12 protein-coding genes are annotated in these 14,909 nt (G+C 73.6%); 9 read left to right on the top strand and 3 right to left on the bottom strand.

All coding sequences use genetic code 11. The annotated features are described in order from the left end of the window. Positions 1–212 precede the first annotated feature (212 nt). Together KT882_RS21840 and KT882_RS21835 are read left to right on the top strand one after the other, a co-directional pair. A complete protein-coding gene (locus KT882_RS21840; protein ID WP_228893313.1) occupies positions 213–908 on the top strand; it encodes a lipid-binding SYLF domain-containing protein in 696 nt (231 codons plus the stop codon). 139 nt (positions 909–1,047) lie between these two features. Continuing rightward, positions 1,048–1,710 carry a BON domain-containing protein gene (locus KT882_RS21835; protein WP_161075639.1) on the top strand — a complete coding sequence of 221 codons (663 nt, stop codon included), beginning with the start codon at positions 1,048–1,050 and terminating at the stop codon, positions 1,708–1,710. 11 nt (positions 1,711–1,721) lie between these two features. Here the strand turns inward: KT882_RS21835 and KT882_RS21830 are convergent, their stop codons facing one another. From KT882_RS21830 to KT882_RS21820, 3 genes are read right to left on the bottom strand one after another with little or no spacing between them, the layout of a single operon-like run. Further along, entirely contained in the window at positions 1,722–2,225 is a 504-nt protein-coding gene (locus tag KT882_RS21830) for a flavodoxin family protein (protein ID WP_161075640.1), read from the bottom strand. Continuing rightward, the gene (gene mgtA, locus KT882_RS21825) at positions 2,222–4,846 is read right to left on the bottom strand and encodes a magnesium-translocating P-type ATPase (RefSeq protein ID WP_228893312.1); all 2,625 of its coding nucleotides are present in this window, start codon (positions 4,844–4,846) and stop codon (positions 2,222–2,224) included. Before mgtA ends, KT882_RS21830 begins: the two co-directional genes overlap by 4 nt. A gap of 11 nt (positions 4,847–4,857) precedes the next feature. Then, entirely contained in the window at positions 4,858–7,002 is a 2,145-nt protein-coding gene (locus KT882_RS21820; RefSeq protein WP_228893311.1) for a [FeFe] hydrogenase, group A, read from the bottom strand. Between the two features lie 299 nt (positions 7,003–7,301). On the opposite strand from KT882_RS21820, the gene KT882_RS21815 reads away from it, so the two are divergent. From KT882_RS21815 to KT882_RS21785, 7 genes are all read left to right on the top strand, one after another. Then, entirely contained in the window at positions 7,302–8,735 is a 1,434-nt protein-coding gene (locus tag KT882_RS21815; protein WP_228893310.1) for an efflux transporter outer membrane subunit, read from the top strand. Further along, positions 8,732–9,997 (top strand): efflux RND transporter periplasmic adaptor subunit, encoded by a 1,266-nt coding sequence (locus KT882_RS21810; RefSeq protein ID WP_228893309.1) that lies wholly within the window; start codon positions 8,732–8,734, stop codon positions 9,995–9,997. Before KT882_RS21815 ends, KT882_RS21810 begins: the two co-directional genes overlap by 4 nt. 8 nt (positions 9,998–10,005) lie before the next feature. Beyond that, positions 10,006–10,734 carry an ABC transporter ATP-binding protein gene (locus KT882_RS21805; protein ID WP_228893308.1) on the top strand — a complete coding sequence of 243 codons (729 nt, stop codon included), beginning with the start codon at positions 10,006–10,008 and terminating at the stop codon, positions 10,732–10,734. Next, complete coding sequence (locus tag KT882_RS21800; RefSeq protein WP_228893307.1) at positions 10,728–11,927, top strand: ABC transporter permease; 1,200 nt, start codon at positions 10,728–10,730, stop codon at positions 11,925–11,927. Before KT882_RS21805 ends, KT882_RS21800 begins: the two co-directional genes overlap by 7 nt. A gap of 123 nt (positions 11,928–12,050) precedes the next feature. After that, positions 12,051–12,437 (top strand): bacteriohemerythrin, encoded by a 387-nt coding sequence (locus KT882_RS21795; RefSeq protein WP_161075465.1) that lies wholly within the window; start codon positions 12,051–12,053, stop codon positions 12,435–12,437. Positions 12,438–12,496: 59 nt separating this feature from the next. Beyond that, complete coding sequence (locus tag KT882_RS21790; protein ID WP_161075481.1) at positions 12,497–13,480, top strand: zinc-dependent alcohol dehydrogenase family protein; 984 nt, start codon at positions 12,497–12,499, stop codon at positions 13,478–13,480. Positions 13,481–13,696: 216 nt separating this feature from the next. Continuing rightward, the gene (locus KT882_RS21785) at positions 13,697–14,902 is read left to right on the top strand and encodes an HD-GYP domain-containing protein (RefSeq protein ID WP_161075466.1); all 1,206 of its coding nucleotides are present in this window, start codon (positions 13,697–13,699) and stop codon (positions 14,900–14,902) included. Positions 14,903–14,909: the final 7 nt, after the last annotated feature.

The following is a 14,909-nucleotide window of genomic DNA, read 5'->3' as shown; positions in this document are numbered from 1 at the left end:
TCTGTCATCGGTACGTATCCGATCCGGGCAGGTTGATGGGCTGGCGGCAGCGGATTCCCGCCGCACTTTGACGCGGATCAACAGGCGCTGCGGCGGGGCGGGGCTAGCATGACGGGGCGCGGCTTGCGCGCGAATCCAAGCGATCTTATCTAAAGGGGAACGTCATGTGCTTACAACGTAAGGCAGTCAAAGGCAGGATAGTGCAGGTGGTAATGGCGGGCCTGACCGCCACGCTGGCGGTCGGCTGCGCCTGGGCGCAAGCCGACGGCAGCCAGAGCGCGTCGGGCGACCTGGCTGCCAAGCCGGCCCAAAGCGCTGTCCAGCGCGTCGGCGACGCATTGGCGGTGGTGCGCCAGCTGGAAGCGGAACCGCGCATGAAGCAGCTGCTGCAGCGGGCCAAAGGCGTGCTGATCGTGCCTTCCTACGGGCGGGCCGCGCTGGCCGTGGGCGCCCACGGCGGCGGCGGCCTGCTGCTGGTACGGCGTGCCGACGGCAGCTGGAGCGGACCCGCATTCTACGACCTGGGCGGCCTGACCGTCGGGCTGCAGGCCGGCGTCGAAGGCGGCCCGGTCGCCCTGGTGCTCAATAACGACAAGGCCGTCAATGAGTTCATGCAGAAAAACAATTTCGCGCTCAGCGCCGAGGCCGGCATAACCGTGGTGAACTGGTCCAAGCTGGCGCAGGGCACCGCCGGCACCGGCGACGTGGTGGCATGGAGCGGCACCAAGGGCCTGTTCGGCGACCTGCTGGCGGTGGGCGTGAGCGACATCCGTTTCAACCAGAGCCTGACCAACGCCTACTACGGCCGGACGCTGTCGCCCAAGGACGTGGCCGACGGCGGCGTGGCCAACACGCAGTCGCAGCCGCTGCAGCAGGCCCTGGCGACGGCGTCCACCAGTGTGAAATAGCGGGCCGGCAAGGACCGGCCCCGCAGCCTGCTTGCCTCGCGCGCAGGATTGACATAAATCAAACGCGCCTGCGGGCGCCGGTCCTAGACTCGGAGATCCAGGGCCACATGGGCACTGGCATAAACGACAGGAGGCAGCCATGGTAAGCGATAGTGAAGTGAAGAAGAGGGTGGAAAACGAACTGGAATGGGAACCTGACATTGACGCGGCCGATGTGGGGGTCACGGTCAAGGACCACGTCGTCACGCTGACCGGCTTTGTGCGCGGCTTTGGCGACAAGGTGCATGCCGAACGCGCGGCCAAGCGCGTGGCCGGGGTGGCCGGCGTGGCCAACGACATCGAGGTGCGCCTGGGCAGTTCGGTGCGGCCCGATCCCGATATCGCGCACGACGCGGTGGCGGCGCTGAAGGCCCAGCTGCCCGTCTCGTCGGAGGGGATCAAGGTGATCGTCGAGGATGGCGTGCTCAGGCTGGAGGGCCAGGTCGAGTGGAACTATCAGCGCGAGCGCGCCGAGGCGGCGGTGCGCCATGTGCGCGGCGTGCGCAGCCTGCGCAACCAGGTCACGATCAAGCCGACCGCCTCGGCCGGCGAGGTGCGCCAGAAGATCGTGCTGGCCTTCCAGCGCAGCGCGAACATCGACGCCGGCCGGATCACCATCGAGGCCAGCGGCAGCAAGGTCAAGCTGAGCGGCAGCGTGCGCACCTGGGCCGAGCGCGATGACGCCGAGCGCGCCGCGTGGAAGGCACCCGGCGTGACGGCGGTGGAAAACCACATCACCATCAACACCGCGCTGGCCATCTAGCGCCGGCCGCGTCAGGCCTGGCCGGCGGGGGCGGGATGGGTGCCCAGGCCCAGCGAGCGGGCGAAGCCGGCCAGCGCCGCCTGGTCCATTCCGTTCAGCACGTCGCGCTGGCGCAGGCACAGGGTGGCGGCCGCCGGCTTGCCGCACAGGGCGGCCATGGCCGCCAGCACGCCGGGGCCGCCGCTGCCGCCCATGGTGCAGAACAGGCCGAGCTGGCGGAACTGGCCGCGCTGCTGCGCGATGTAGCTGCGTATGGGCGCGCTCATATGCCCGGCCCACACCGGCGTGCCCAGTACAACGACGTGGTAGTCGCCCGGCCGGTGCCGTGGCGGCGCGATCTGCGCGGGCCGGCCGCGCAGCGCCTCCCAGGCCGAGCGCAGGTAGCCGGCCGCGCCGCTTCGCGGGCGCAGGTCTTCGATCCGCTCCAGGTCGGCGCCGCAGGCTTGGGCCAGCGCGCTGGCGACCTTGGCAGTGACGCCGGAGCGGGAGTAGTACACGATCAGGCAAAGTTTCATGGCAGCTCCTGGTTGGGTGGCGGGCCGCTGGCCCGTGCTGGTTGGACCGTGCGCCCGCGCCGGGGTTCCCCGGCGCGGCGGCGCCGGAAGAAGCACTGCTTGACCGCCTCCACCGCCACCAGGTAGGCCGCCAGCATGCCGGCCAGGACCAGGAAGAAGCCGGCCGGCGGCGCCACGAAGCCCAGCGCCGCGCCCAGCGCGGTGTAGGGCAGGCCCACGGCCACGGCCAGCACCGCCAGCGCCGCCAGCGCCAGCGCCGGATGCGGGCGGCTCCGGAGCGGGCTGCGGCGGGTGCGGATCAGGAAGATCACCAGCACCTGCGTCGCCATGGACTCGATGAACCAGCCGGTCTGGAACAGCGCCGCGCCGGCGTCGAACACGGCCAGCATGACGTAGAAGGTGAGCAGGTCGAATACCGAACTGACCGAGCCCATGGCCAGCATGAAGTCGCGCACCAAAACCATGTCCCATGGCTGCGGGCGCGCCAGGTACTCCGGGTCCACCCGGTCGAGCGGAAGCGGCAGCTCCGACAGGTCGTACAACAGGTTGTTGAGCAGGATCTGCACCGGCAGCATGGGCAGGAAGGGCAGCAGCAGCGAGGCGGCGGCCATGCTGAACATATTGCCGAAATTGGAGCTGGTGCCCATCATGATGTACTTCATGATGTTGCCGAAGGTGCGCCGCCCCTCCAGCACGGCGGCGTGCAGCACGCCCAGGTCGTGTTCCAGCAGTATCATGTCGGCCGCCTCGCGCGCCACGTCCGCCGCGCCGTCCACCGATACGCCCACGTCGGCCGCGCGCAGCGCGGGCGCGTCGTTGATGCCGTCGCCGAGATAGCCGACGACGTGGCCGCGCCGCTTCAGCGCGAGCAGGATGCGGCTCTTCTGGGCCGGCGTGACGCGGCAGAACAGGTTGGCGCGCTCGGCGCGCGCCGCCAGCGCGAGTTCGTCCATGCCGTCGATCTCGGCCCCGCTCAGCACGCCGCGCACCGGCAGGCCCAGCTGGCCGAACAGGTGGCGCGCCACCAGCTCGTTGTCGCCGGTGACGGTCTTGAGCGCCACCCCGGCCGCCGCCAGCGCCGCCAGCGCGGGCCGGGCGCTCAGTTTGGGCGGGTCAAGGAAGGTGGCGAAGCCGGCGAACACCAGCGCCGTCTCGTCGCCGACGACGGCGTCGCCGTGCTCGGCCGCCACTTCCCGCCAGGCGATGCCCAGCACCCGCATGCCGTCCCGGCCCAGCGCCTCGCAGCGTGCGGCGATGGCGGCCCGCGCGGCCGTGTCGAGCGCCTGCACGGCGCCGGCCGCGTCCGGGCCGTGGCGCGCCGACAGGCGCAGGATGTCCTCCGGCGCGCCCTTGACCACCAGCAAGCGCGTGGCGCCGTTGTCGATCAGCACCGAGACGCGCCGGCGCTCGAAGTCGAACGGGCATTCCGCGATCTTGCGCCAGCCCGCCGCGCCGGCCCCGCCGTGGGCCAGGATGGCGTCGTCGAGCGGGCTGCGCAGCCCGGTCTCGAAATGGCTGTTCAGGTAGGCCAGTTCCAGCACCCGCGCGCTGTCCTGGCCGGCCGGGTCCAGGTGCTGCTCGAGCCGGATGCGGGCTTCGGTCAGGGTGCCGGTCTTGTCGGTGCACAGCACATCCATGCTGCCCAGGCTCTGGATGGCCGCCAGGCGCTTGACCACCACCCTGGCGGCCGCCATGCGCAGGGCGCCGCGCGCCAGCGTCACCGACACCACCATGGGCAGCAGCTCCGGCGTCAGGCCGACCGCCAGCGCGACGGCAAACAGGAAGGACTCGAGCAGGGGGCGCTGCAGCAGCACGTTGACCAGCAGCACGAACAGCACCAGCGACACCGTCATGCGCAGGATCAGCAGTCCGAAGCGGTGCGTGCCGCGCTCGAAGTCGGTGGGCGGTTCGTGCGCCTGCAGCAGGCGCGCCACCTCGCCCAGCGCGGTGGCCTGGCCGGTGCGGCACACCAGCACCCTGGCGCTGCCGCTGATGACCGAGGTGCCGAGCAGCACGGCGTTGCCGGCGGCCAGCACGTCGTCGCCGCCGCTCTGCTCGCACGCGGCCTTTTCGACCGGGTAGGACTCGCCGGTCAGCAGGGCCTGGTTGACGTAGCAGTCCCTGGCCTCGAGCACCCGGCCGTCGCACGGCACCAGGTCGCCCGCGGCCAGCAGCACCACGTCGCCCGGCACCAGCTCGGCCAGCGGCGCCTCGGCCGGCTCGCCGTCGCGCAGCACCCGCGCGCGCACCGCCACCGACTGCCGCAGCCGCTCCGCCGCCGCCCCGGCGCGGTATTCCTGCACCACGTCGAGCGTCACGCTGAGGACGACCACGGCGCCGACGATGGCCGAGCTGGCCGCGTCCCCGGTCAGCGCCGACAGCGCGCCGGCCAGCACCAGGATGAACACCAGCGGATTGGCGAGCTTGCCGGCAAAGCGCCATAGCAGCGCCGCCTGCTGCGGCGCGCGCACCAGGTTGGGGCCGTAGCGCGCCAGGCGCGCCGCCGCCGCCGCCGCGCCCAGGCCGCCGGCCGTGCTGTCCAGCCGGTCCAGCAGCGCGGCCTGCGGCATGCGCCAGAAGGGCAGCGGCGCGGGCGGCGCCGGCTGGCGGGGGCCGGGCATGCGCCGCTTCCTCAGCCGGCGCCGCCGGCCGGGGCCGGCGGTTCCGGCACGCGCGCCAGGGTCCGTATCACCATCTCGGCCTGGCCGTCGCGCGGCAGGAAGGCGGCCGCCAGCTCGAAGCGGCAGCGCTCGCCGGCCGGCGTGATCACGCCCAGGTCGCCGGCGCCGGCGGCCGAGGCCATGCGGTGGCGCGCGAAAGCCGGCCCCTGCCGGCGCGCCGGCAGGCCGGTCTCGATCAGCGCCTCGATGGCGGCGGCGCCGCGGATGTCGCCGTAGGCCGCCCCGGTGCGCCACAGCGCGTCGGGGTGGAGCAGGGCGGCGGCGCCGGCGCCGTCGCGCCGGTCGACGCAGTCGAGAAAGCGCATCAGCAGCAGCCGCCGCGAGTGGCGCGCGGCATAGCTGGTGTGCAGCAGCGCCCGCGCGCGGGCCGAGTTGGGCGCCCCCAGTTCGGCCGCATACAGGGCCTGCACATCGGGATTCTCATCCGAACGGCGCTGCGGCGCCTGGCGGTCGATGCGGTACACCGCCTGCATGCGCTTCTCCAGCACTTGCGGGTCCATCGATTTCGGTTCGCCGCCGCCGCCCAGGCAGCCGCCCACGCAGGCCATGACTTCGATGGCGACGAAGTCGCGCCGCCACGCCTCGCCCGCCAGCAGGCGCTGCGCGGCGGCGATGCCGTTGCAGACGGCGATCCGGCCGACCCCGGCCAGCTGCGCCGTCTTGACGCCCTCGCCGGCGCCGCGCACCGGCTGCCATTCCAGCGGCTGGGCGCCGGCCGCGCCGAGGCGGTGGGCGGCGGTGCGCGCCATCGCCTCCATCACGCCGCCCGAGGCGGCGAACAGCTGCGCCGCGCCGGTGCTGCGCCCCAGCGGCTGGTCGAAGCGGCCGTCTTCCGGCAGCGCGTGGAAGGCGATGCCGCGCGCCTTGATCATCCGGGCCAGCTCGCGCGTGGTGAGCACGTGGTCGATGTCGCCGGCCATGCCGGGACGCAGCGCCTCGTCCTTCTTGGCCGTGCACGGCATCACGCTGACCACGTAGGGCTCCGCCTTGCCGTCGGCAAAATCGGCCCCGAGGCTGCGCGCGAACGCGCCGCGCTTGGTCAGCGCGCCGTGCATTTGCTGGGGCGACTTGGTGGTGCTCAGGTGCGGCAGCAGGTCGGGGCGGTTGAGCTCGACCCAGTTGACCCAGCCCGGACAGCAGGAGGTCATCAGCGGCAGCCGGCCCGCCGGCTGCGCCGGGTCCGCCAGGCGCGCCAGCAGTTCGCTGGCTTCCTCCATGACGGTCAGGTCGGCGCCGAAATTGCTGTCGAACACGTAGTCGAAGCCGAGCCGGCGCAGGGCGCTGATCATTTTCCCCGTGCTCACCGTGCCGGCCTCCATGCCGAACTCCTCGCCGATGGCGATCCGCGTGGCCGGCGCCACCTGTACCGCCGACACGCGGCGGTGCTCGTCGAGCACCTGCAGCACGGCGTGCCAGTGCGGCGTCTCCACCAGCGCGCCGACCGGGCACGCCTGCGTGCACTGGCCGCAGGAGATGCAGCCGGTGTGGGCCAGCGGCTGGTCGAACACCGTCACCGGCAGGCGCGCCGCGCCGCGCTGCGCGAAGCCGATCACGTACTGCTGCTGGCCGGCGGCGCCGCACGCGTCCGCGCACAGGCCGCATTCGATGCATTTGGCCAGGTCGCGCCAGATGCTGGGCGAGGTGTGGTCGCTCAGCCGGTGTTCCGGATGGGCGGCCGAGCCGCGCGCGAGCCGGTCCCAGCGTTCCTGCCACTGGTTTTCGCTGATCAGGTTCTGCAATTGGCAGGCGCCGTTGACTTCGCAGCGCATGCAGTCGTTCGGGTGGCGCGCCAGCAGCCATTGCGCGTCCATGGCGCGAAAGCGGTGCAGGGCGGCGGACCCGGTCTCGACCACATCGCCCGCGCCCGCCCTGGCCACGCAGGCCGGCTGCGGATCGGGCCGGCCGGCCACCTCGACCAGGCACATGCGGCACACCGCGTGCGCGGGCAGGCGCGGGTGGTAGCACAGCGTGGGGATGTGCACGCCGGCGGCCCGGGCGGCATCCAGATAGGTCGCGCCGTCGGCCACCTCGACAGCCCGGCCATTGACGGTGAGCCGCAGCATGGGATGGGCCGGCGCCGCCTCGGTACCGCTCATGGTGTCCTCCGCTTTCTTGCCCCAGGCGCCCATTGTCGTCCCGCGCCGCCGCCACGCGCTTTGATCTGGATCAATCCTGCCCGCGATCGGCACCGGGCCGTATCCGGCGCACCTTTGACGCGCATCAAGCCCCCGCCGCGCGCTGCGGCGTACAACCGTGACAGGCCGCCGGCGCCGGCGCGGCTCTGCACATGGGAGGTTGCGAATATGGAAGCCGCTATGGATGGGAAACGCCAGTCCGGGGGCGCGCTGGCCCGGGAGTGCGCGCGCGCCGCGCAGGACCGTCCCATCCCGGTGTCATGAGCGTGCGCGCCGCATGGTGCGCCGCGCTGCTGGGGCTGTCCGGCTGCGTCGGCTGGCGGCCGGCGCCGCTGCCGCCGGCGAGCGCGCCCTATGCGCCGCCGCCGGCCTGGTCCTCGGGCGGCGCGCGGGGCGGCGCCGGCGCGGAACTGGCCGCGTGGTGGCGCCGCTACCGCGACCCGCTGCTGGAACGGCTGGTCGCGCGCGCGCTGGAAGCGAACGCCGGCATCGCCGCGTCGCGCGCGGCGCTGCTGCAGGCGCGCGCCGGGCGCGACGCGGCCGCGGCCGCGCTGGCGGCAACGCTGAACGCGACGGTCCAGGCGCAGCACAGCCAGTCCGGCCGCGCCGGCGGCAGCAGCGCCGATGCCGGTGTGACCGCCGGCTGGCAGCCCGATGTGTCCGGCGGCGCGCGCCACGCGCTGGCGGCGGGCCAGGCCCAGTTCGAGGCCAGCGTGGCGTCGATGGACGCCGCGCGCCTGGCCGTGGCGGCCGAGGTGGTGCGCAACTATATCGAACTGCGCGGTGCGCAGGCGCGGCGCGCCATTGCACAGGCCAATCTGGACAGCCAGGACAGCACGCGCCGGCTCACCGACTGGCGCGTGCAGGCCGGTTTGCTGACCTCGCTAGAAGAGCAGCAGGCGGTGAGCGCGAGCGCGCAGGCGGCGGCCCAGGTCGCCGCTTTCGACGCCAGCGTGGCGCAGCTGGGCCACGGCCTGGCGCTGCTGTGCGGCCTGGCGCCGGCCGCGCTGGGGGCCGAGTTGGCGCCGCCGCAGGCCCTGCCCGAGGCCGGCGAGGATGTGGCGCCGGCCCCGCCGGCCGAGGCGCTGCGCCAGCGCCCGGACGTGCGCGCCGCCGAGCTGCTGCTGGCCGCCGCGCGGGCGCGCGCCGGGCAGGCCGACGCCGCGCGCTATCCCGTGCTCAGGCTGGAAGGCACGCTGGGACTGAACGGATTGGGCGCGGGCGGCAGCGGCGCCGCGCTGCTGCGCACCCTGTTGGCCAGCCTGGCGGGCAGCGCGTTCGACGGCGGGGCGGCCCGGGCGCGCAGCGATCTGGCGCGCGGCGCGCTGGCCCAGGCGCAGGCGCAGGCGGACTACCTGGCCGCCGTGCTGACCGCGCTGCGCGAGGTGGAGGACGCGCTGGCGGCGCTGGCGGGCGAGCGCCGCCGCATCGGCCACCTGCGCCAAGCCGTCGGCGCAGCGGCCAATGCCGCGCTGCTGGCGCGCCAGCGCTACGCCAGCGGCCTGGCCGACTACCAGACCGTGCTCGAGACGCAGCGCGCGCTGTACGCCGCGCAGGATGGCCTGGCCGCCGCCAGCAGCGCCGCCGGCGTCGAGACGGCGCGCCTGTACCAGGCGCTGGGCGGCGGCTGGCGGCCGGCGCAGGGGCCGGCCGCAGGCGCGCCCGGCGCCGTCGACGCGAAGGCCCTGCCATGAACGGCGCCGCCGCGCCGCCGGATGCCGAAGCGGAGCGCCGTCCCTGGTGGCGCCGCCCGGCGCGATGGGGAACGGCGGCGCTGGCGGCGGCGCTGGCGGGCGCCGGCTGGTACGCCTGGCAAGTGTATTCCCGGGCCGGCGCGGCGCCGCTGTACGTCACGGTGCCGGTGCGGCGCGGCAGCGTCACCATGAGCGTGACGGCCAACGGCACCCTGCAGCCGACCCGGGCGGTCAACATCGGCAGCGAGCTCTCCGGCACGGTGGCGCGGGTGCTGGTCGACATCAACGACAGGGTGCGGCGCGGCCAGGTGCTCGTCGAGCTGGACACGGCCAAGCTGCAGGACCAGATCGTGCGCTCGCGCGCCGCGCTGGCGGCGGCCAGGGCGGGCGTGGCGCAGGGCGAGGCCACCTGGGCCGAGGCGCGCAGCGCGCTGGCGCGGCTGCAGGAGGTGGCCCGCCTGTCGGGCGGCCAGGTGCCGTCCCAGGCCGAGCTCGATGCAGGGCGGGCCGCCCTGGCGCGCGCCGAGGCGGCCCGGCTGGGCGCGGCGGCGGCGGTGCAGAGCGCGCAGGCCGCGCTGGCGACGGACAACACCAACCTGGCGCGGGCCGCGATCCGCTCGCCCATCGACGGCGTGGTGCTCAGCCGCAGCGTCGACCCCGGCAACGCGGTGGCCGCCTCGCTGCAGGCGGTGACGCTGTTCACCCTGGCCGAAGACTTGCGCCGGCTGCGCTTGCTGGTCAGCATCGACGAGGCCGACGTGGGGGCGGTGCGCGCCGGGCAAAGCGCCAGCTTCACCGTCAGCAGCTATCCGGAGCGCGCCTACCCGGCCAGCATCGCGCGGGTGGCGTTCGGCTCGACCAGCACCGACAACGTGGTCACCTACGCCGCCTACCTGGACGTGGACAACGCGGACCTGAGCCTGCGGCCGGGGATGACGGCCAGCGCCGCCATCCGCGTGGCCGCGCGCGCGCAGGTGCTGCTGATACCGAACAGCGCGCTGCGCTACGCGCCCGCGGGCGCGCCCGCCGAGCCGGAAGGGCTGGTGGCCAGCCTGATGCCGCGCGCGCCGGCGCGGGCGCCGCGCCGTGCCGGCGTGGCCGGCGCCGGACCCGCCCAGCGCACCGTGTGGGTGCTCGAGAGCGGCGCGCCGCGCGCCGTGGCCGTGACGCTGGGCATCAGCGACGGGCGCCAGACCGAGCTTGCCGGCCCGGCGCTGCGCGCGGGCACGCCGGTCATCATCGACCAGCTCGCGCGGCCATGAGCGCGGCCATGAACGCGGCCGCCGGCGCGGCGCCCGGGCCGCCGCTGATCAGCCTGCGCGCGGTGTCGCGCCGCTACGGGCGCGGCGCGGCGGCGCTGTTGGCGCTGGACCGCGTCAGCTTCGACGTCGCCCCGGGCGAGTTCGTCGCCATCATGGGACCGAGCGGCTCGGGCAAGTCGACCGCCATGAACATCCTGGGCTGCCTGGACACGCCCACCTCGGGCCGGTACCTGTTCCGCCAGTGCGACACCGGCGCGCTCACGCGCGACCAGCGCGCCGGGCTGCGCCGCCAGGCTATCGGCTTCGTGTTCCAGGGCTTCAATCTGCTGGCGCGCACCTCGGCGCAGGAGAACGTGGAGCTGCCCCTGCTGTACCGGGGCGAGCGCGCCGCGCGCCGCCATGCGCTGGCCGCGCAGGCGCTGGCCGAGGTCGGCCTGGCCGGCTGGGAGGCCCACACGCCGGCCGAGCTGTCCGGCGGCCAGCAGCAGCGCGTGGCCATTGCGCGCGCCGTGGTCACCCGGCCGTCGCTGCTGCTGGCCGACGAGCCGACCGGCAATCTGGACAGCCAGCGCAGCGGCGAAATCATGGAACTGCTGTGCCGGCTCAACCGGGACGCCGGCATCACGGTGCTGATGGTGACGCATGAACCGGACATGGCGCGCTACGCGGGCCGCCTGATCCGCTTCCGCGACGGGCGCGTCGACAGCGACAGCGCCGCGGCGGCGGCGCCATGCTGAGCAACGCCGTCCTGCTGGCGCTGCGCGCGATCCGCCGCACGCTGCTGCGCTCCAGCCTGACCATGCTGGGGGTGGTGATCGGGGTGGCGGCGGTGATCACCATGGTCACGCTGGGCAACGGCGCCACGCGGGCCGTGCACGACCAGATCGCCAGCCTGGGCAGCAACCTGCTGATGGTGCGCCCCGGCCAGCGCGTGGGGCCGGGCGGCGGCGCGCCGGCGTTCCGCGAAGCCGACGCCGATGCGATAGCCGCGCAGATCGGCGGCATCCGGGCGGTGGCGGCCGAGGCGCGCGCCGGCGCCGCCGTGGTGGCGCAGGGGCGCAACTGGAGCACCAGCGTGGCCGGCGGCAGCGCCGGCTGGCTGCGCGCGGCAAACTGGACGCTGGCGGCCGGGCGGCCCTTCGACGACGGCGAGCAGCGCGCCGGCGCCGCCGTCTGCGCGCTGGGCGCCACGGTGGCGCGCGCGCTGCTGCCGGGACGCGACCCGCTGGGCGAGCGGCTGCGCATCAAGCGCTTCTCCTGCGTGGTGGTGGCGCTGCTGGCGGCCAAGGGGCAGGGCGCGTCCGGCAACGACCAGGACGACGTGGTGCTGCTGCCGCTGCGCACCCTGCAGCGCCGGGTCACCGGCAACCAGCGCGTGAACACGCTGCTGATCTCGATGCAGGAGGACAGCGACGGCGCGGCGCTGCAGGCGCGCCTGCGCCAGCTGCTGCGCGAGCGGCGCAAACTGGCCGCCGGCGACGAGGACAATTTCAACATCGTCGACACGCGCCAGCTGGCCGACACCATGTCCGGCGCGGCGCGGGTGATGACCACCCTGCTCGGCGCGGTGGCCTCGGTCAGCCTGCTGGTCGGTGGCATCGGCATCATGAACATCATGCTCGTCAGCGTCACCGAGCGCACCCGCGAGATCGGCTTGCGGCTGGCCATCGGCGCGCGCGAACGCGACGTGCTGCTGCAGTTCCTGATCGAAGCCGTGGTACTGGCCACGCTGGGCGGGCTGATCGGAGTGGCGCTGGCGGCGGCGGCCGGCGCGCTGCTGGCCGCCGCCATGCAGCTGCCCTATCTGTTCAACCCCCGCATCAACCTGCTGTCCTTCGCCTTCTCGGCCGGCGTGGGGGTGCTGTTCGGCTATGTGCCGGCGCGGCGCGCCGCCGCCATGGACCCGATTGCGGCGCTGCGCAATGAATAGCGGCGGAAAGACAATTCGCCGGTTTTTTGATTTTTATCAAACCCGCGCGCTGCGCCGGCCGGGCGGGTGGACTATTGTAAGCTTGCGCGCCGCGCGGCGGCGCAAGCAACAGGAGGGCACACTATGGAGCAGATCGCATGGGCGCCGCACATGGCGGTGGGCATACCGTCGGTCGATCTGGCCCACCAGGCCCTGATCGGGCAGATCGCGCACCTGCTGGCGCAGCCGGACGAGGCATTCGGTGCGGGCCTGGCCTTGCTGGTCGACTGCCTGGAGCAGGACTTCCGCGCGGAGGAGGCGTTGATGGAGGCGATCGGCTACCCGGGCCTGCCGGCGCACCGCGAGCAGCACGCGCGCGTGCTGGCCACGCTGCACGGCCTGCATCCGGACGACGTGGCGGCGGCGCGCCACGCCGTGTCGCTGCTGCCGCTGTGGTTCGAAGCGCACCTGGCCACCATGGATACGGTGCTGGCCATTGCCGTGCAGCTGGCCTCCACGCCGTCCAGCTAGCCGGGCAAGGAGGCCGCATGAGCGCACCCCTGCCCGATCTGCCGGCCCCGGACGGGACCATGCTGGCCATGCTGCTGGACCGGCCCGGCCAGCCGCTGCGCGCCGCCCGGGTGCCGCTGCCGGCGCCGCAAGCGCAGCAACTGCTGCTGCGGGTGGGCGCCTGCGGCGTATGCCGCACCGATCTGCATATCGCCGACGGCGAACTGGCGCCGCACCGGGCGCCGCTCATCCCCGGCCACGAAGTGGTGGGGCGGGTGCTGCGCTGCGGCGCCGGCGTGTCCGGCTACGCGCTGGGCGAACGGGTGGGGGTGGCTTGGCTGGGCGGCAGTTGCGGCCTCTGCGCCTACTGCGTCCGGCAGCAGGAGAACCTGTGCGGGCAGGCGCGCTTCACCGGCTACGATCTGAACGGCGGCTATGCCGAGTACATGGTGGCCGACGCGCGCTATGTCTTTCGCTTGCCAGCAGGCTACGACGACGTGCACGCGGCGCCGCTGCTGTGCGCCGGCCTGATCGGTTATCGCGCCTATGCCATGGCCGGCCCGGCGCAGCGCATCGGCCTGTACGGCTTCGGCGCAGCGGCCCATCTGCTGTGCCAGATCGCGCGCCACCAGTGCCGCGAGGTGTATGCCTACACCCGCCCCGGCGACCTGCCGTCGCAGCGCTTCGCGCTTGCGCTGGGCGCGAGCTGGGCCGGCGGCAGCGACCAGCGCGCCCCTGCGCCGCTGGACGCCGCCATCCTGTTCGCCCCGGTCGGCGCGCTGGTGCCGCAGGCGCTGGCCGCGGTGCGCAAGGGCGGGGTGGTGGTGTGCGCCGGCATCCATATGAGCGACGTGCCGTCCTTTCCCTACGCCCTGCTGTGGGGCGAGCGCGTGCTGCGCTCGGTGGCCAACCTGACCCGCGCCGACGGCGAGGCCTTCCTGCGGCTGGCGGCGGACTATCCGCTGCGCACCCACGCCAGCGCGTTTCCGCTGGCGCAGGCCAACGCGGCGCTGGCGGCGCTGCGCGCCGGCGCCGTGGACGGCGCTGCCGTGCTGGTGCCCTGAACCGCGCTGAAAATTGATGTGGATCAATTTTATAGCCCGTGCGGGCGCGGCGGCGCGGGCAGCGTTGCCGACCGGGAAGAATTTTGACGGCGCGCGGCCGGCGGGCCGCTGAGCCGGCCTGCTAGCTGCTATGATTACCGCAGGAAATCCAGTTTCGGGGCCGGGCGCCCCGGGCTGCCATCGTCATAGCAGTGCTTGCAGAAAAATACTTGTCCAATGGCAAAAAATTTGAAGCAGATCCGGGTTGCCGAGCTTCGGCTGGGCATGTTCTTACATGCTTTTGACAGCTCCTGGCTAGCCAGCCCTTTCTGGCGCAGCCGCTTCCTGCTGGCGGACCAGGCCAAGCTCGACGCGGTGCTGGCCAGCGGCATCGCCACCTGCTGGATAGACCTCGACAAGGGCGAGGACGTCGCGCCCGCGCCGGCCGCCGCCCCGGCGCCCGCCCCGGCAGTCCCGGCAGCGCCGGCGACCGAGTTCGAGCGCGAACTGCTGCAGGCGGCCGCGCTGTGCGCCAAGGCGCGCGACGCGACCGAATCGATGTTCCGCGAGGCCCGCCTGGGCAACGCGGTCGACCTGGGGCAGGCCGCCGGCCTGGTCGACGAGCTGGCGCAGTCGGTGCTGGCCAACCCGGCCGCGCTGATCAGCCTGGCCCGCCTGAAAAGCAAGGACGACTACACCTATATGCATTCGGTGGCTGTGTGCGCGCTGATGGTCGGCCTGGGCCAGGCGCTCGGCTTCGGCGAGGCGGCTTGCCGCGAGGCCGGCCTGGCCGGGCTGCTGCACGACCTGGGCAAATCCGGCACCCCGCTCGACATCCTGAACAAGCCGGGCAAGCTGACCGACCTGGAGTTCGAAGAGGTGCGCAACCATCCGCGCCAGGGCTATGACTTGCTGATGGAGTGCGGCAACGTCAGTCCGGCCGTGGCCGACGTGTGCCTGCACCACCACGAGAAATTCGGCGGCGGCGGCTATCCGGACCGCCTGCAGGGCGAGGCCATTTCGCTGCTGGCGCGCATGGGCGCGGTGTGCGACGTGTACGACGCCATCACCTCCAACCGGCCCTACAAGGCGGGCTGGGACCCGGCCGAGTCGGTGGCCCGCATGCTCGAGTGGAAGGGCCATTTCGACCCCAAGGTGCTGGCGGCCTTCGTCAAACTGCTGGGCATCTATCCGGTGGGCACGCTGGTGCGGCTGCAGTCGCAGCGGCTGGCCATCGTGGTCGAGCAGAATCCGGCCACGCTGACCAAGCCGGTGGTCAAGGCCTTCTACTCGCTGCGCAGCCAGGAGCGCATCGAGCCGGTGCGGCTGGACCTGTCCTCGGCTGCGGCCAAGGACGGCATCAGCGGCCGCGAGCCGCGCGAGCAGTGGGCCTTCGCGGACCTGGAGCGGATCTGGGCCGGCGACGCCGCGCCGGCGGGCTGAGCCGCCC

This window comes from Pseudoduganella aquatica (assembly GCF_020865585.1).
Taxonomy (GTDB): domain Bacteria; phylum Pseudomonadota; class Gammaproteobacteria; order Burkholderiales; family Burkholderiaceae_D; genus Rugamonas; species Rugamonas aquatica_A.
This window is presented reverse-complemented; position numbering and strand designations above follow the sequence as displayed.